Source organism: Actinoplanes sp. KI2 (genome assembly GCF_025630775.1).
Lineage (GTDB): Bacteria > Actinomycetota > Actinomycetes > Mycobacteriales > Micromonosporaceae > Actinoplanes.
In genome coordinates, this window is the sequence record NZ_JAOSZE010000058.1 from 1 (window position 1) to 17,051 (window position 17,051).

Genomic DNA, 17,051 nt, shown 5'->3' on the forward strand with positions numbered 1-17,051 from the left:
ACATCGGAATCCTTTCCGGAGGGTTGGGGAGTTGACTAGACGGTGGGGCTGACCTTGGCCGCCTTGTGTCCTTGAACAGCTTGAGCGGTGCGCTGGAAGGAAGCGTGGGATCGTTCGTGGGTTCGCTGTGCGACCGCGACGTAGAGCAGGTCGAGGACGACGAGCTGCGGGTGCCGGGCGGAAAGCGCGTCCGGCCGGAAGGTTGTCGCCTGCGTCGCGGTCAGCAGGACGATGTCGGCGAGATCGGCCAGCGGCGATCGCGGGAAGCTGGTCAGCGCGATCGTGGTGGCGCCCCGGCTGCCCGCCTCGGCGAGCAGCTCGATGGTCTCGCCCGTCTCGCCGCTGTGTGAGATGCCGAGCGCGACATCGCCGGGCCGGGACAGGGCGGCGCTGGCGAGGCCGTTGTGCACGTCGGTCCACGCCCACACGGGTACGCCGATCCGGTGCAGGCTGAACTGCATCTCATCGCCGACCAGCGCGCTTCCGCTGGCGCCGAAGATGTTCACGCGCGCCGCGGTGGCGATCGCGGTCGCGGCACGCTCCACCTCGGCCAGATCGAGCAGGGCGGCGGTGTCGTGCATGGCCTTGGTGTCGGCCGCCATGATCTGGCCGAGCACCCGCTCGAGGGGGTCGCTGGGCTGGATCTCCCGGCCGATGTCCACCGTCCAGCCGGCGGCCCGGGCCCGCCCGGTCTCCGCGGCGATGCCGAGGCGCAGGTCCGCGTACCCCTCGAAGCCGACGGCCCGGCAGAACCGGGTCACCGTGGCAGGCGAGGTTCCGCTGCGCTCGGCGAGCTCGACGATGGTGGCTCGCGATGCGGCGGCCGGGTCGGCGATGACCTGCTCGGCCACCCGGCGCAGCGCGCCGGTGAAGTCCGGCAGCAAGGTCCGCACCCGCGCCAGCACCCCGTCGCCGGTCGCGTGCGCCGTGCCCGCGCTGCCTGCGACACCCCCGTTCGCGAGGTCCTGGTCGTCGTTGGTCAGCAGGCCACCGCGCGCGGTCGATGCGGAACCGTTCACCTCCGGCTCAGCCATTCGCCACTCCTCCGCGAGACTTGTTCACCAACGCGGTAAAATTTCTTACTGAAGAGCGGCCTTGTCAAGAGGCCTGGGAGAAATTTTCAACCACGACGCTGAACTGCAACGAGGTGGCGACCGGGCGGTCGGCCCGCCGACCTACGACAGGCCACGAAAATAGTTCTTACCCGACAGGTCGCGCGGCGTCAGCTCCACGGCAGGTGCGACCGCTCGCGCCAATAGCGCTCGGCGGGCATGGCCAGGTCAGACCGCGGATGAACCGTGATCCCTTCCGCGCGCAGGTTCGACGTCAGCTGGTCGGCCGTCGCGGCTCCGGAGAGCACGATGGTCGCCCACGACTGGCTCAACGCCGCCGCGAGGGCGACGGCATCGCCGGGAGCGTGCTCGCCCACGGCGAGACGGCCGTTGCCGAGGGCCTCCTTGACGATGACCAGGCACCCCGCGTCGTACGCCTCGGCGAGCGCCGGGCCCGCGCTGGGTTCCAGCAGGTTCCAGGTGGCCTGCACGCTGCGGAACAGCGGTCGCCCGCCGACCCGGACGCCGAGCGCGGCCCGGATCGCCGCGGCCTGCGCGGGACCGCTGGTCGACAACCCGACGACCGTGCCTCGCTCGGCGAGGCCCGCAAGCCGGGCGTGCAGGGCCGCGTCGTGCAGCGCGGGGCTGTCCGGGGTGACCGAGTGGATGTGGTAGAGATCGAGGCGGTCGCCGAGCAGGGCCAGGGTCTCGCCGAGCTGCCGGTCGAAGGTGGCGACGCTGTGGTCCTTGACCTCGTGCACGTCGGCATCCATCCGCCAGCCGCCCGTGTAGGCGTAGCCCCACTTGCTGCCGACCACCGCATCGTGCACGTCCGGCCGGGCCTGCAGCCACTGGGCCAGGAATTCCTCGGCCCGTCCGTAGGAGCGGGCGACGTCGAAATACCGCACGCCGGCCCCGTACGCCCGATCCAGAAGTTCGTGCGCCCGGGAGCGCATCGCCTCGACCGTCCGCTCGGCCGGCAGATCTCCGGCCCGCCCGAGATTGATGTACGCGGGGCGCCCGACGGCCGCCAGCCCCAGCCCGATACGGGACGCTCCCGCCAGCCGCTCGACGATCTCCACGCCCCTATTCAACGCCTGGGGGCGTTCGGCGCGCAGCGTCACCGCCGTTCGTGTCCGGGCGCCCCCTCGTCGTGCGGATCGGCCGGCGGGTCGGCCGTGTCGTCCAGGCGCCGTTCGACCCGCCGCACGGCGGCCCGGAGCCGGGGCGTCCGCTGCCGCTGTGCCTTGGCGTTGGGCGAGTCCGGCCCGTGCCGGCGCAGCATGTCCTCGAGACGCTGCTCGAAGTCCATGACCCGCCCGTTGGGCCCGACGGTCTGGTCCGCGTAGGTCAGCGCGTCGGCGACCGGCGTCTCCTCGCGCGGAAATGGGGCGAGACGATCGGCCAGGCCGCGTACCTGCGCGACGCACAACGCCTCGGAGTGGTGCGCGACCAGGCCCGCCAGGCAACCGGCGCATTGACGAGGGTCACGGTAATCCCGAAACCCTAACCGGCCGAATACACCACATTAGACAACTCTAAGATGGACATACGGTAATGAACGAACTAACGGATCGCTTGGAGGGTGATGGCGGCCGCTAGCGCTGCGATCGCGAGCAGCAGATAGCCGACCGTCGCGAGGAGGAAGCGGTGTTCGTGCGCGCGCAGGTGGGTGACGATCGCCCCCAGGAAGAACAGGACGAGCCCGATCGCCGCCGCAACGCCGATGTACGGCACGCCGAGGAGCCCGAGAAGCAGGCCCAGGGCACCGGCGGTCTTGAGCGTGCCGAGCATCGGCAGCCAGGAGGTGGGAACACCGACCTTGTTCGCGTTGGCCACGGCGACCGTCCCACGGGTGAAGTCGGCCCAGGCCGCGTAGACGTTGGCCGCGATCGCGGCGACCGTGACGACCGCGCACAGCACGAACACCGGCATTTGCGCTCATCCCCTTCCGTCAAACGCGCACCGCGGTGGACAGTGCCTGCCGCAGCTCGCGGCGGGAGGCGATGCCGAGCTTGACGAAGACCTTGCGCAGGTGCCATTCGACGGTACGGGCGCTGACGAACAGCTCGGCTCCGATCTCCGCGTTCGTGCGGCCGTCGCGAGCCATCCGGGCGATGTGCTCCTCCTGCGGGGTCAGCTCGTCGGCCACACCGGGGCGGCGTCTGCGCACCTTCTCGCCGGTGGCACGCAGCTCCCGGCGGGCCCGCTCGGCGAACGCGCCGAGGCCCATCGCGGTGCTCATCGCGTACGCGGTCTGCAGGTGTTTCTTGGCTTCGGAGCGCCGATTCTCCCGGCGCAGCCACTCCCCGAGCAGCAGATGCGCCCGTGTGAGGTCGGGTCGCAGCCTGGTCCGGCCCAGCCGCTCGATCGCCTCGCGGTAGCGCTGCTCGGCGTCCCGGCCCTCGCTGAGCAGCGCCTCGCAGCGTGCGGCGAGGCCCATGGCCCAGTCCGAACCTTCCACCAGGTATCCGGACAGGCGCTTCAGCGCCGTCCTGCCCTCGGCCGGATCGCCGTCGCGGGCGACGGCCTCGACCAGCTCGGCGAGAGCGAACGGGGTCAGGAACGACAGCTCGTCGGCGGCGACCTCGCGGGCGGCCGCGGCGGCGACCTGGTGGCGGCCGAGACCGTTGTTCAGGACCGCCGTGGCGAGGCTCTCGATCTGCAGGGCGTAGCCGTCACCGTGGTCGATCGCCTCGGTGTCGAGGGCCGCCATCCGGGCGGTCAGCTCCGCCTGGCGGCCCTGGTAGGCGGCGAGCAGGTGAGCACCGTACGCCGCCATGGGGATCCCGGTCGCCTCCTTGACGGCATCGTGCTCGGCCACCACCGCCGCCGCAGCCTCCAGGTCGCCGCAGTGCGTGGTCATGAACCCGTGGTGGTTGAGCGAGAGAACCAGCGAAGTCAGCGCCCCGGAGCCGCGGGCAAGCTCCACCTGACGACCGCTCAGCTCGGCCCAGCCGTCGGCGTCCCAGAGCGCGAAAGCCGCCGTGGTCGCGCTGCGTCCCCATTGCAGCCAGTCGTCGGTGGACACCCTGTCCTCGCGGAACAGCTCGACGGCCTGCCGCAGTGCCGGCGCCGCCGCGGCGCGGTCCTCGAGGATCGCCGTGGCCAGGCCGTCGAGGAGCAGGTCGGACGGCCGGGCGTCGGCGGGCCGGGGAGCGGCGCGGGCCGCCCGGCAAACCGTACGGAGATCACCGCCGGGCGCGGCGAACTGGCCGGCGAGAACCGCGGCCCACCACGCCTGCAGGTAGGTGTCGCGGGCCAGGCGTACGTCGAGCGACTGCAGCCGGGAGGCGGCCCGCAAGAGCCGGACCGGCGCCTCGCGCCCGGGGTTCGCGGCCGCTTCGATCTGCCCGGCGAGCTGCTCGGCCCGGGCCCGCTGCAGGTCGTCGCCGGCCCTCGCGGCGGCTTCGCCGGCGAAGTCACGCGCCGCGTCGAACGCGCCCGCCCGGAGGTGGGCCAGCGCGGCGGCGTACGCCCGGTCGGCCCGGCGCACCGGGTCGGCGGTGAGCGCCATGGAGCGCTGCAGAAACGCGGCGGCGGCCGGGAGCCCGGCCCGGGCCTGCGCCGTCGCGGCGCTGCGCTCCAGCTCCAGGGCGAGGTGCTCATCGGGTCCGCCGGCGGCGCCGGCGAGATGCCACACCCGCCGCTCGGGGTCCGCCTCGACGTCGGTCGCCTGCGCGAGGGCATGGTGGACGGCCCGTCGATCGGCGGGCGCCCCGGCCAGATACGCCGCCGATCGGACCAGCGGATGCCGGAATCGGACGCCGCCGCCGATCTCGAGCAGGTCCTCCGCCCCGGCCGCCTCGGCGGCCTCGTGCCCGATCCCGAGCGTCGAGGCGGCCCGCCACACCAGGGCCGCATCCCCGGTCGGGTCGGCCGCGGCGAGCAGCATCAGGTGCCGGGTCGGCGTCGGCAGGGCGCGAACCCGGCCGAGATAGCGGGCGTGGAGCTGGTCGGAGACGGTGGCCGTGGCCGGGATGGCGAAGCCGCCGGCGAGTTCGGCGGGACTCATGCCCTTCGGGAACTCGAGAAGGCCAAGCGGGTTGCCCCTTGCTTCGGCGACGATCCGATCGCGTACGCGCGGGTCCAGATGCCCTCGAACTGTCGCGTCGAGCAGTGCCCGGGCATCGGCGTCGGTGAGCCCACCGACGGTGAGGGTGGGCAGCCCGCGGAGGGTTTGCTCGTCGCCGGTCTCCCGCGCGGCAACCACCAGCAGCACTGCCTCGGCCAGCAGCCGCCGGGCGACGAAGCCGAGCACCTGCGACGACGTCTCGTCCAGCCACTGCGCGTCGTCGACGAGGCAGACGATCGGCCGTTCGACGGACGCCTCGGCGAGCAGCCCGAGCACGGCCAGGCCGACGATGAACCGGTCCGGCGGGATCCCGTCGGCCACGCCGAACGCGACGCGAACGGCGTGGGCCTGTGGCTCGGGCAGGGCGCCGAGGTGGGCGAGCAGCGGCGCGCAGAGTTGGTGCAGGGCGGCGAACGGCATGGCGAGTTCCGACTCGACACCGGCGATCTGGATGATCCGGCAGCCCGCGGCCTTACCGGCGGCGTAGTGCAGCAACGCGGTCTTGCCGATCCCCGCCTCGCCGCGGATCACCAGCACCCCGCCGCCGCCCGCGCGCACGCCGGCCAGGGCGTCATCCAGGACGTTGCGCTCCCGGGTGCGTCCTCGGAAGGCGGGCGTACGGTGCGCCACCACGCCCTCAACATAGAGCCGGGACCGGGCCCGGGTAACCCCCGATGTGACGGCGGTAACCAGGCCGCACCCTCGCTCGCCGGCCGGGTGACGACCAGGGTGTTTCACTGGTGCGAGCCGTGCCGGGGCCTGGCCAGGCTGAGGGCATCCCGGAAGCACGGATTCGCCGGACCGCCCAGGTGGCGCTCGCCCGCCGGTCGGATCTGCGGCTTCTCTGCGCTGAGTTCGAGAAAGGCAGTGTCCGACATGACCACGCCCGATCAGCAGACAGGCAGCGCCATCCGGCCGTACACCGTCCAGATCCCCAAGGATGCGCTCGACGATCTCCGGCGTCGTCTGGCCGCGACCCGCTGGCCGACCAGGGAGATTGTCGGCGACCGCTCGCAGGGTGTGCAGCTGGCCACGATGGAGGCCCTGCGCCAGTACTGGGCGACCGAGTACGACGGGCAGCGGGTCGAGTCCCGGCTGAACGCGCTGCCGCAGTTCACCACCGAGATCGACGGCGTGGACATCCACTTCGTGCACATCCGGTCCGAGCAGCCGGACGCGCTGCCGCTGATCATGACGCACGGCTGGCCGGGCTCGGTCATCGAGATGCTCGACGCGGTCGGCCCGCTCACCGACCCCACCGCGCACGGCGGCGCCGCCACGGACGCGTTCCACCTGGTGCTGCCGTCACTGCCCGGGTACGGCTTCTCCGCAGAGCCGGGCGAGGTCGGGTGGGACCTCGCCCGGACCGCGCGGGCCTGGGCCGAACTCATGCGCCGGCTCGGCTACGACCGGTACGTGGCCCAGGGTGGTGACGTCGGCGCCGGCGTCACCGACGCGATGGGACGGCTGGGCCCCGACGGGCTGGCCGGCATCCACACCAACCTGCTCGTGCCCGCGCTCAACGACCCGGCGGCGCTGCCGAACGGCACGGACGCCGAGCGCGCCGCGCTCGCCGCCATCAAGACCTTCCAGACCAGCGGGAACGGCTACTTCGTGGAGATGGCCACCCGGCCGCAGACGATCGGGTACGCGCTGCTGGACTCGCCGGCCGCACTCGCCGCCTGGATGATCGACCACGACACCGACGCCTACTACAAGATCGCCCGCGCGTTCGTCGACGGTCAGCCCTCGGGCAACCTCACCCGCGACCACATCCTCGACAACATCACCACGTACTGGCTGAGCGGCACCGGCGCGTCCGCGGCCCGCTCGTACTGGGAGGCATACGGACCGGACGCGCCCGCCGCGGGCAGCCGGCCGCTCCCGCCGCCCCGGATCCCGGTCGGCTTCAGCACATTCCCCGGCGAGATCTGGCGCACGCCGCGCAGCTGGGCCGAGCAGTCCTACCCCACGCTCACCTACTTCGGCGAGGCCGAACGCGGCGGCCACTTCGCCGCCTGGGAAGAGCCGGAACTGTTCGCGGCGGAACTGCGGGCCGCCTTCCGCACGCTGCGGTGACCACACACATTGACGAGTGCTGATCATTCGGACCGGGTGATGTGTTGCCGGTTGCCGGCGTGCCAAGCTGAGGCTTCACGCCTGCAACCGGACAACGGTCGATCCAGCCGGACGGGTGGTCATGTCGCGTGCGATGCCGGAGCCGGCGCTTCGTGGCCGTCGGCGGGAGTGTGAGCTGCTGCGTCAGGTGCTGGCGGACGCCCGGAAGGGCGAAAGCCGGGTGCTGGTGTTGCGCGGTGATCCCGGTTCCGGCAAGACGGCGCTGCTGAGGTACGTCTCCGGCCTGCTCGGCGAGTGGCACCGGCTGGTGGCGGTCGGCGTCGAGTCGGAGATGGAGCTGGCCTACAGCGGTCTGCATCAGCTCTGCTTCCCGGTGCTGGATCGTCTCGACCGGTTGCCGCGGCCGCAGCGGGACGCGCTCGCGGTGGTGTTCGGTTTGAGCTCGGGGCCGCCGCCCGATCGGTTCCTGGTAGCGCTGGCGACCTTGACGCTGCTCGACGAGGTGGCCAAGGACGAGCCGCTGGCCTGCGTGGTCGACGACGCTCAATGGCTGGATCAGGCGTCGGCGCAGGTGCTCGGGTTCGTTGCGCGTCGCCTGCTGGCCGAGCCGATCGCTCTGGTGTGCGCGGCCCGGACCGGCGTGGGCGATGCGGTGCTGCCGGGCGCGCCCGCGCTGGCGGTCGCCGGTCTGGGTGTGGCGGACTCCCGCGCCCTGCTGATGGCGAACGTGACCGGCCGGATCGACCCGGAGGTGGCCGCCCAGATTGTCGCGGAGAGTCACGGCAACCCCCTCGCCCTGCTGGAGCTGCCCCGCACCTGGACGGGTCACGACCTCGCGGGCGGCTACGGCCTTCCGGACAGCCGGCCCGCGGCCAGCCGGGTCGAACAAAGCTACGCCCAGCGGCTGGCCTCGTTGCCGCAGGATACGCAGCAGCTCCTGCTGATCGCGGCGGCCGAGCCGCTCGGCCATCCTCGCCTGCTGGGAGCGGCCGCGGCCGCCCTCGGCGTCGACCTGGCGGCAGCGGCCCCGGCGGTGGCTGCCGGCCTGCTGAGGCTGGATGCCCGAGTGGAGTTCGCCCATCCGCTGGTGCGGTCCGCGACCTATCGCGCGGCGCTGCCCGATCAACGTCAGCGTGTCCACCGAGCGCTGGCCGAGGCGACGGACATCGGCACCGATCCGGACCGCCGGGCGTGGCATCGCTCCCGGGCCACCAAGGCGGCGAACGAGGATGTCGCCGCTGAGCTGGAGCGCTCGGCCGGGCGGGCCCAGTCCAGGGGCGGGTTCGCGGCCGCCGGCGCGTTCCTGTCCCGGGCGACCGAGCTGACGCCGGACCCGTCGATGCGCAGCCGGCGGGCGCTCGGGGCGGCGGCGGCCAATCTGCAGGCGGGCGAGTTCGAAACCGCCAGGCGGATGCTGACGCTGGCGACCGACGAGGTCGCCGACGATCTCCAGCTCGCGCAGATCGATCTGGTCCGCGCCCAGCTGGCCTTCGCGTCCAGCCGGGGCACGGAGGCGCCCCCGCTGCTGCTGGCCGCCGCGCAGCGCCTACAGCCCTTCGACGTGCGGCTGGCCCGCGAGACCTACCTGGACGCGTTCACCGCCGCGTTGTTCGGAGCGCGGCTCAACGAAACCGTCGGCATGACCGAGATCGCCGCGGCGGCCCGAGCCGCGGCCGGCCAGGCGGGACCCGAACCCACGCCCGCCGACCTGCTGCTGAACGGTCTGATCGCGCTGGCCGACGACCATGCCACGGCCGTGCCGCCGTGCCGGGCCGCCGTACGGCGAATGGCGTCCGGCTGGACGCCGTCGCCGAGCCGGCTCCGCCGGTTGTGGCAGGGCTGCGTCGTCGCGATCGAGATCTGGGACGACGAGAGCGCGTACGTCCTGTCGCAGCGACACGTTGAAATCGCCCGCCGGACGGGAGCGCTCAGCGAGGTGGCGCTGGCACTCAGCTCCCAGACGCCGGTCCTCGTCTTCTGCGGCGAGCTGGCCGTGGCGGCGGCGGCCGTCGCCGAGACGCAGTCCGTGGAGGAGATGACCGGCATCGCCGCCGCCCCGTACGGCGCCCTGATCGTCGCCGCCTGGCAGGGGCGCGCCGAGCACGCCGCTCGCCTGATCGCGAGCACCCGGCAGGAGGCGACCGCCCGAGGCGAGGGCATCGGCGTCGCCATCTGCGCCTACACCCAGGCCGTGCTGGCCAACGGCGGCGGCCGGTACCACGAGGCGATCTCCGCCGCCCGCGACGCCGCCGACCACCGGGAGGTCGTCGTCGAGAACTGGGCCCTCCCGGAACTGATCGAGGCGGCTTCCCGCGCGGGCGAGCCCGGTCTGGCACGGGCAAGCCTGACCCGGCTGGCGGAGAAGACTCAGGCGTGCCGGACCGATTGGGCACTCGGGGTGGAGGCGCGCTCCCGTGCCCTGCTGAGCGCGGGCGCCCGGGCCGAGGACCGGTACCGCGCCTCGATCGACCACCTGGCCCGCACCCGGATGCGCGGCGACCTGGCCCGCGCTCACCTGCTCTACGGCGAATGGCTGCGCCGGGCGAACCGCCGCGTCGACGCGCGCCGGGAGCTGGATTCCGCGTTCGAGCTGTTCACCGCGATGGACATGGCCGGCTTCGCCGAGCGGGCACGGCACGAGTTGCTGGCGACCGGCGCCACCGTACGCAAGCGGGGTTTCGAGGAATCCACCGAGTTGACCGCCCAGGAACTGCAGATCGCGCGCCTGGCGACGCAGGGGCAGACGAACTCGGAGATCGGCGCCCAGCTCTTCATCAGCAGCCGTACGGTCGAATGGCACCTGCGAAAGATCTACAGCAAGCTCGGCATCAGTTCACGCCGCTACCTCCACACGGCGCTTCCGGACTGACCACCGCCCCGCTGACCGACGGATCGATCATCAGCCGAACCGCCAGCGACGCCACCGCCTCCGCGACGCCACCGATGATCAGATTGACCCGGATCGGCGCCACCGCGGCGGCGAGGCTCGCGACGAGTGCGGACCACCCGGCCGTGCCGATCGCGGTGACCACGACCAGCGAACCGCCGTCGCGCATCTCCTGCCGGACGTAGCGGGCGGTGCAGCGCGGCTCGCCACCGCAGAGCACCAGGTGATCGATCGGTCCGGGCAGGCCGCCGAGAAACGCCTCCAACTGGTCGGGATCCGACTCGTCGAAGGTGGCGGTCGCCTCCACGCCGATCTCGTCGGCCAGGTCCTCGAGCGGGCCGGTACGCCGATCCGTGATGATCAGTTGCGCTCCGGCCCGCTTGGCGCAACGGGCGGTCGCCGGCCCGGTAGGGGTACAGCTCCCGACGATCACGACGGTTCGCCCCAGCAGGTCCGACGGTTGCGCAAGGGGCAAGTCCCACATGACGTGACCTTTCGCGGCTCGGGAGGTGCGCTGTTGTCAGAGTGCTCAGCGACGTGCCCGCCTGGCACCCGGCGTACCCCCTGGTCGGTCCGCTCGGCATCACGGGTCGCCCACCCATGGCCCGGTCGTGCGCTGCGGGCAGGACCCGTGACTACCACGGGCGCGACCGCCCACCGAGCCGGGCCAGGCTGGTGGCGGCCGACCCTGACGACTACAAAAGGAGTGGTACCCATGAATGTCAATCTCGAGGTGGTCAGCATTCCGGTGTCCGACGTGGAGAAGTCGCTCGAGTTCTACCGCGACCGGCTCGGGTGGCGGGTCGACGCCGACATCAACCGCGGCGAGTTCCGGATCGTCCAGCTCACCCCGACCGGCGACGGGCACGTGTCGATCGCCTTCGGCGCCGGCATCCCGCAGGGCACGCCCGGATCGATGCATCACCTGGAACTGGTCACCGACGACATCGTGGCCACCCGGGACGAGCTGGCCGAGCGCGGGGTCGACATCACCGAGGTCTACCACGGACCGGGCAGTCCGTTCTTCCCGGCCGCCCGGGTTCCCGGGCCCGACCCGGAACGAACCAGCTACAACTCGTACGCCTCGTTCCAGGACCCGGACGGGAACGGCTGGACGCTCCAGGAGGTCACCGGGCGCCTCCCCGGCCGCGAACCAACTCCGGCCCGGCGCTGACCACCGGCCCGCGGCCCGGTCGCCGCACGCGAAGGGGATCCCGATGACGGGTGACGATCGACGCACCACCCTGTCTGCGGGCTTCGTCTTCACCCGAGCCGCGGCCGGTACCGCGGGCGTGCTTGCGGTTCTGCTTGCCGCGTACGGCCTCTACCTCGTGCGCGGCATCGTCGTGCTCGTCCTGATCGGTCTGTTCGTGGCGGTCAGTCTGGATCCGGCCGTGCGCTGGCTGACGGCCCGCGGCCTGCGCCGCTCCTGGGCGATCACCATTCTGGTCGTGACCGGCCTGATCCTGCTCGCCGCGTTCGTCTGGTCGCTGGTCCCGCCGATCACTCGGCAGGGCGGCGCGCTGATCGCCGATCTGCCCCACTATCTGCAGCGGCTGTCCGACCAGTCACGTCCCGTACGCGAGCTCACCGACCGCTACCACCTCACCGCGCGGCTGACCGAGCTTGTCTCGGCACTTCCGGGCAAGCTCACCGGCGGCGCGTTCGGCTACCTGCAGCGCTTCCTCGGCGCGCTGGCCTCCACGGTTACCGTCGTGGTGCTCTCGGTGTATTTCATGGCGGACCTGACCCGCCTGCGCCGCGGCCTGGTCCGGGTGACCCCAGCCGCGCACCGGCCCCGAGTCGCGCACACCGTCGACGTGATCACCGACAAGGTCGGCGCCTACATGATCGGCAATCTGATCATCTCCCTGATCGCCGGCGTGGCCACGCTTGTCTGCCTCGAACTGCTCCGGATTCCGTACGCCGCGCCCCTGGCCGTGACCGTCGCGGTCACCGACCTGATCCCGATGATCGGTGCCACGCTGGGCGCCGCGATCTGCGTCATCGTGGTGATCTGCACGAGCGGGATCTGGCCGCAGGCCGTGATCGTTGTTCTGTTCTTCGTCGCCTACCAGCAGCTCGAGAACTATTTCATCGCGCCCCGGGTGCTACGCGACTCGGTCAACCTCTCCGCCGTCACGGTGTTTCTCGTGGCCCTCACCGGCGGCACCATTCTCGGCCTGGTCGGCGCCGTCATGGCGATTCCACTCGCGGCCACCGCGAAAGTGCTGTTGTCCGAAGCGTGGCCGGCCGCGGAGCCCGCGTCGCCGGGTGCACTCGAGTCCTGACCGAACTCGCGCTGCTTTGGGAGGCCACATGAAGCTTGCGATGCACCACCCGGCCGTGCTCGCGCAACAGGCACAACGGGCCGGCAGCCTGCAACTGAAGATCGCCGACGGGATCACCAGCTACGCCGGCTCCATGCCGTTCGTCTACGTCCACATCGTGATGTTCGCCGTCTGGATGCTGTTCATCGAATCCGACCCCTGGCCGATGCTCACCCTGATCGTCTCGCTGGAGGCCATCTTCCTGTCCACGTTCGTGATGATCGGGCAGAACCGGCAGGCGGCGTTCCAGCAGGCCAAGGCCGACCACGACTTCAACGAGCAGGAGCTGGAACTCAAGACCAACACCGAGCTGACCCGCGAGATCCACCGGCTCACGACCGAACTGCACCGACGCCTCATCGACGACCCGGGGCAGGCGGCAGGATCCGGCACGACATGAGCAGAGCCGGGACATTCAACCGGTCACATGCCGAATCGTGCGCGGCGTACGGCGCTGATGGCCGCGCCGGTTCCCTGGATGTCGACGTGTGCGGCGTTCGGCCGGCCGAAGAGGTGCAGGAGCAGCTCGCCCGGCGGGCCGGCCAGGCGGGCAGTCGGTTCGCCGCGCCGTGCACGCACGGTGTGGGTGGTTCCGGCCCACTGAAGCTCGAGTCCGGCGCCGCGTAGTCGGCGGGCCAGGAACCACGCGCTGCGGGTGACGTTGCGCCACAGCGCCTCATCCATCGCGGTCCCGTGGGTCCGGGGGCTGCGATCATTGGCTCTGCGGACGTCTTCGTGGTGGACGAAGAACTCGTTGAGGCTGGCCAGGCGCCGCACCCAGCCGATCCGGAAGAAGCCGGGCGGCGGCCCCTCGCGCAGAGTCGCGACCAGCCCGGTGAAGTCCCGTTGGGCGAGGACGTCCTGGCGACGCTCGGCGAAGCGGCGCCACCCGCCGGGCAGGACGAGACCGGGTGCGGCAAGGGGATCGTGGTCGCGCAGGATCAGGTGCGCGGCGATGTCGCGGGTCGTCCACGGCGCGAGAAGCGTCGGCGCGTACGGACCGAGCTCGTCCAGCAGGTCGCAGAGGTCCAGTCGCTCGGCGTCGTCAAAGAACTCGCCGCGATGGTGCCGGTCGGGTGGGCGGCGCATGTCGGCTCCTTCGAGGATGGCGGCCGGGTTCGGTCGCGAGTTTGAACCCAGCAGCTTGAGGTGCCGTCGCGGTCGTGGCCGGCGGTCTGCACGTGCGCCATCCGGCGATAGGTTCGGTTGCGCAGCCGCAGGATGATCGCGACGAGGACGCCGACCTTGACCCGGTCGTCGAGGTCGCTGCCGGCGCCGAACGCGAGGCACCACGGCCGAACAAACGATGACGGCTGATGCGGACGTCCGGCACGCGAACCTACTCTCGGGGTCGGTCGAATCAATGCCGACCAGACTTCCCGGCGCGCCTCACCAAACTCTATCCCGAAGCCGGGCCCGCACGCCGGTGGCGACGTCGTCGGCCACCATCGGCTGGAGGCGGCCCGCGGACGTGTTACGCGGGACAATCCCAAGGAGCCCTCGGACAGTCAGCCCTGTGGCGTTCGTGCGTGGCTCGTCGCCCAGTCGAGGGCGTAGTCGGCCACCTGCTCCCAGCCGGGCTCGACGCCGGTGAAGTGCGAGCGCTCCGGGAACTCGTAGAAGTCGGTAGTCGCCTCGGAGTTGCGGTACTTCTTCGCGTTCGAGCGGATCACCGACGGCGGCATCAGGTGGTCCTTGCCACCCGCGATGAACAACAGCGGAGCACGGTCGTCAAGGTCGTAGTCGACCCAGGTCTCCTGGTGGCCCGGCTTCCAGTTGGCGATCAGACCGTAGGCCCAGACCCAGTTGCCGGGCGCCGGGATGTGCAGGCGGTCGTAGGCCGCGTCGGAATCTTCCCGGCTGACGGTGTTGGCGAAGGCGTAGTGGAACTGCTCCTTGGTGAAGCCCACCGCGCGGTGCAGGTTGGCCGGGTTCTTCAGGATCGGGAACAGGGACCTGATCTGCGACGGCGGGTTCACCCGTACGCCCTCGGGCGGCGCCGAGTCGATCGTGACCGCGGCGGCGCCCAGTCCCCGGTTGACCAGCAGCTGGGTGAAGGTCCCGCCGAAGGAGTGGCCCATGATGATCGGTGGGCGGTCGAGGCTCTCGATGACCTCGGTGAGGTGGTCGAGCGTGGCGGGAACGGTGGCCTCGGCGATGATCTCGGGCTTTTCCCGCAGCGCCTCGACCTCGATCTCGAAGCCCGGGTACGAGGGCGTCAGGACCTCGTGGCCCTTGGCCCGGTAATGCTCCACCCAGCGGTCCCAGCTACGAGCGGTCATCCACAGTCCGTGGATCAGCACGATCGGCAGGGCGTCGTTCGTCGGCTCGGTCATGGTGCTCCTTCCGGTGGGGCCTGCTACCAAGGTGGACCGGACAGCGGATGAGGATGTGACACCCCGGGGCGTCGCTCTCCGGTCACGGACGACCCGTATTGCCCTGGCACAGGACATCGATCAAATGCGTCGTGTCGCCGAGTCGCGCGGCATCGAGGAAGGCCTCAAGCAGGTCATCTCGTTCCGCGGGATCGACCGGATGGTGCCGTTGTTCGGCCGCGCTCCGCCTCCCGCGCGGGCACCCTGCCAGGGGACCCACACGTCCTAAACGACGTCCTCGGCGTCGGCCGCACGACCCAGCATCCGGTAGGCGATCCCGAACAGTCGAGAACGGTTGCTCTCGAACTCCGCTACGGCCTGCGGCACGGGTGGACCCGCAACCCGGCTGCAGGTGATGCGACGGGTTGGGCTGGCCCTCGCCGGGGCAGGGGCCTGACAGGCCTCATTGCGCGCCCGGGTGGGCCCGCTCGAATGTTGAACCGACCGTGAACGCATCGGACGCTCCGTTCCGGATTGGTGGCCTCGCCGCGAGCCTGCCCGGCTCTCCCCTCCGTCGCACCCGTGCTAGCCCCTGGTCCACCACGTTGAATCGTCGTTCGGCCCGACACTGCGCCCGGACCCAAGGTCTCGTGGTGGTGGACCGGGCTGTTGCCGGCCCGCCGGCTGGGAGGCGATGGCGATTGGTCAGGGCTCCTCTCCCCCTCCGTGCTGTCGCAGCTCGCCGATCGCGGTACCGAGGTGCGTCTCGACGCCGTCGGGTTGCTGAAGGCCGTTCTTGAACAGCAGCTCGGCGAACGGACGGTGCTGCGGGCGCCCCACGGTGGCGAAGTACGCCGTCAGGCCGGCCGCCATCTCGTCGTTGCCCGGCAGGGTGGCCACGTCGACCAGCTCCTTGATGCCGGTCACGGCCACCTTGTCGAAGGCCGCGATCCGGCGCGCGAACGCGTCGACGAAGTCCTCGATCTCCGCGTCGGGGACGACCCGGTTCACGTACCCGTAGGCGGCGGCCAGCTCCGCGGGGATGTCGTCGCCGCCGAGCAGGATCTCCAGTGCGCGGCCGCGGCCGGCCAGCCGGCCCAGCCGGGCCATCGGGCCGCCGCCGGGCACCGCGCCGACACCGACCTCGAACTGGCCGAGGATCGCCGTCTCGGACGCGAAGCGGATGTCGGTGGCCAGCACGAACTCGCTGCCCGCGCCGCGGGTGCGGCCGCGGATCTCGCAGATCGTGGCGACCGGCAGCTTGCTGAGCCGGATGAAGTTGTCCAGGTACGGGTGCAGCCCGGTCGGCCCGGGCCGCATCGCCGCGATCCGCGCGTTGTCCGACCGGAAGTCCCAGTGAGCCATGAAGTAGCCGGGCTTGTCGCTGCGGAACACGACCACGGTCAGGTCCGCGTCGTGCTCGATCGCCTCGATGAGATCGGCGAGCTGGTCGACCGTGTCGGGGTCGAGCAGGTTCACCGGCCCGTTGTCGAAGGTCACCCGCCAATACGAAGGCAGGACTTTGCTGACGTGGAACTGTTCTTGGCCGTTTCCGGTCATGATGGCCTCCCTCGGCCGTCGGCATCGAGCCCAGTGTGGGCGCCCGATCGGCACCGTCGCGCCCGTGGAAGCCACCGGTCAGGAACCGCGCCGGCGCCGGCCGCATCGACGACACGACACGAGCAGCGCAGCTGTTGTTCACCTGACGGCCGTGGACCCGCGCTCCACTCAGGTGGTTACCTCGGACGGTGACCGAACAGGAAACGACCGGCGACGACCCGCTGGCCCAGGTCGTGGATGAGTTGCAGAAGCAGTTCCCCACCGTCGGCCAGGAGATCATCGCGGCACACGTGCGTCAGGCCCACGCCCAGTTGGATTCGGCCCCGGTGCAGGACTATGCCTCCGTCCTGGTGCAACGCCAGGCGCGGTTGAGCCTCGCCGCGATGATCGGCACCGATGCCACGACCCCGGAGGGCACCGAACACGCCGGCGCTTCCTGACCTCTGCGGGGGCTTGCCTCAGGGTGCGGCGGCCCGCCGGCCATCGGTCTCGGTCAGCATGGACATGAGCGCGTGGGCGTACCGTTCCGCGGCCGAGGCGGTCGCGGCGGCGACCCTGCGGCGCTCCCCCGGCGCGGCAGCGCGACGGCTGGAGAGTTCGCGACGCAGCGCTTGCAGCTCGGACAGATGACAGTCCAGAAGGTTCAGGACCTCGCCATGCATCACAACACCTCACTCGACGATGCCGGGGCCGTGGGCCAGCCCCTGCCGACAGGGATGGCAGCAACCGCTGGATCGGCCCCTCACTGTGGCT

General features: G+C 71.4%; 17 protein-coding genes. 7 read left to right on the forward strand and 10 right to left on the reverse strand.

Going from position 1 to position 17,051, the window contains the following annotated elements; translation table 11 throughout:
• Window positions 1-35: 35 nt before the first annotated feature.
• The 5 genes from ODJ79_RS40730 to ODJ79_RS40750 all read right to left on the reverse strand — a co-directional run bounded on the left by ODJ79_RS40730 (window position 36) and on the right by ODJ79_RS40750 (window position 5,760).
• Window positions 36-1,034: a MurR/RpiR family transcriptional regulator gene (locus ODJ79_RS40730; RefSeq protein ID WP_263029061.1), complete on the reverse strand. Its 999-nt coding sequence runs from the start codon at window positions 1,032-1,034 to the stop codon at window positions 36-38.
• 188 nt (window positions 1,035-1,222) lie between these two features.
• A complete protein-coding gene (locus tag ODJ79_RS40735; RefSeq protein ID WP_263029062.1) occupies window positions 1,223-2,134 on the reverse strand; it encodes an aldo/keto reductase in 912 nt (303 codons plus the stop codon).
• 38 nt (window positions 2,135-2,172) lie between these two features.
• The gene (locus ODJ79_RS40740; RefSeq protein WP_263029063.1) at window positions 2,173-2,484 is read right to left on the reverse strand and encodes a hypothetical protein; all 312 of its coding nucleotides are present in this window, start codon (window positions 2,482-2,484) and stop codon (window positions 2,173-2,175) included.
• A 134-nt stretch (window positions 2,485-2,618) separates the two neighbouring features.
• On the reverse strand, window positions 2,619-2,987 hold the full coding sequence (locus tag ODJ79_RS40745) for a DoxX family protein (protein WP_263029064.1): 369 nt from the start codon (window positions 2,985-2,987) through the stop codon (window positions 2,619-2,621).
• A gap of 19 nt (window positions 2,988-3,006) precedes the next feature.
• Window positions 3,007-5,760 (reverse strand): AAA family ATPase, encoded by a 2,754-nt coding sequence (locus tag ODJ79_RS40750; protein ID WP_263029065.1) that lies wholly within the window; start codon window positions 5,758-5,760, stop codon window positions 3,007-3,009.
• Between the two features lie 243 nt (window positions 5,761-6,003).
• Here ODJ79_RS40750 and ODJ79_RS40755 point away from each other — a divergent pair, with 243 nt between their 5' ends.
• Both ODJ79_RS40755 and ODJ79_RS40760 read left to right on the forward strand, forming a co-directional pair.
• Complete coding sequence (locus ODJ79_RS40755) at window positions 6,004-7,206, forward strand: epoxide hydrolase family protein (protein WP_263029066.1); 1,203 nt, start codon at window positions 6,004-6,006, stop codon at window positions 7,204-7,206.
• A 121-nt stretch (window positions 7,207-7,327) separates the two neighbouring features.
• A complete protein-coding gene (locus tag ODJ79_RS40760; protein ID WP_263029067.1) occupies window positions 7,328-10,075 on the forward strand; it encodes a helix-turn-helix transcriptional regulator in 2,748 nt (915 codons plus the stop codon).
• On the opposite strand, the gene ODJ79_RS40765 is transcribed toward ODJ79_RS40760, so the two are convergent.
• Window positions 10,035-10,577: a hypothetical protein gene (locus ODJ79_RS40765; RefSeq protein WP_263029068.1), complete on the reverse strand. Its 543-nt coding sequence runs from the start codon at window positions 10,575-10,577 to the stop codon at window positions 10,035-10,037. The two genes, ODJ79_RS40760 and ODJ79_RS40765, sit on opposite strands and share 41 nt — an antisense overlap.
• Before the next feature lie 231 nt (window positions 10,578-10,808).
• Between ODJ79_RS40765 and ODJ79_RS40770 the strand changes: the two genes are divergently transcribed.
• From ODJ79_RS40770 to ODJ79_RS40780, 3 genes are read left to right on the forward strand one after another with little or no spacing between them, the layout of a single operon-like run.
• Entirely contained in the window at window positions 10,809-11,267 is a 459-nt protein-coding gene (locus tag ODJ79_RS40770) for a VOC family protein (protein ID WP_263029069.1), read from the forward strand.
• A 43-nt stretch (window positions 11,268-11,310) separates the two neighbouring features.
• Entirely contained in the window at window positions 11,311-12,384 is a 1,074-nt protein-coding gene (locus tag ODJ79_RS40775) for an AI-2E family transporter (RefSeq protein ID WP_263029070.1), read from the forward strand.
• Between the two features lie 28 nt (window positions 12,385-12,412).
• The gene (locus ODJ79_RS40780; protein WP_263029071.1) at window positions 12,413-12,823 is read left to right on the forward strand and encodes a DUF1003 domain-containing protein; all 411 of its coding nucleotides are present in this window, start codon (window positions 12,413-12,415) and stop codon (window positions 12,821-12,823) included.
• Between the two features lie 23 nt (window positions 12,824-12,846).
• Here ODJ79_RS40780 and ODJ79_RS40785 read toward each other — a convergent pair whose 3' ends face one another.
• Entirely contained in the window at window positions 12,847-13,512 is a 666-nt protein-coding gene (locus ODJ79_RS40785; protein ID WP_263029072.1) for a TIGR03085 family metal-binding protein, read from the reverse strand.
• Window positions 13,513-13,586: 74 nt separating this feature from the next.
• On the opposite strand from ODJ79_RS40785, the gene ODJ79_RS40790 reads away from it, so the two are divergent.
• Window positions 13,587-13,733: a hypothetical protein gene (locus tag ODJ79_RS40790; protein WP_263029073.1), complete on the forward strand. Its 147-nt coding sequence runs from the start codon at window positions 13,587-13,589 to the stop codon at window positions 13,731-13,733.
• 198 nt (window positions 13,734-13,931) lie between these two features.
• Here ODJ79_RS40790 and ODJ79_RS40795 read toward each other — a convergent pair whose 3' ends face one another.
• Window positions 13,932-14,759 (reverse strand): alpha/beta hydrolase, encoded by an 828-nt coding sequence (locus ODJ79_RS40795; RefSeq protein ID WP_263029074.1) that lies wholly within the window; start codon window positions 14,757-14,759, stop codon window positions 13,932-13,934.
• A gap of 684 nt (window positions 14,760-15,443) precedes the next feature.
• Window positions 15,444-16,298: an enoyl-CoA hydratase/isomerase family protein gene (locus ODJ79_RS40805; protein ID WP_263029076.1), complete on the reverse strand. Its 855-nt coding sequence runs from the start codon at window positions 16,296-16,298 to the stop codon at window positions 15,444-15,446.
• A 188-nt stretch (window positions 16,299-16,486) separates the two neighbouring features.
• Here ODJ79_RS40805 and ODJ79_RS40810 point away from each other — a divergent pair, with 188 nt between their 5' ends.
• Window positions 16,487-16,738 carry a three-helix bundle dimerization domain-containing protein gene (locus ODJ79_RS40810; RefSeq protein WP_263029077.1) on the forward strand — a complete coding sequence of 84 codons (252 nt, stop codon included), beginning with the start codon at window positions 16,487-16,489 and terminating at the stop codon, window positions 16,736-16,738.
• Window positions 16,739-16,756: 18 nt separating this feature from the next.
• Here the strand turns inward: ODJ79_RS40810 and ODJ79_RS40815 are convergent, their stop codons facing one another.
• Window positions 16,757-16,960 (reverse strand): hypothetical protein, encoded by a 204-nt coding sequence (locus tag ODJ79_RS40815; RefSeq protein WP_263029078.1) that lies wholly within the window; start codon window positions 16,958-16,960, stop codon window positions 16,757-16,759.
• Window positions 16,961-17,051: the final 91 nt, after the last annotated feature.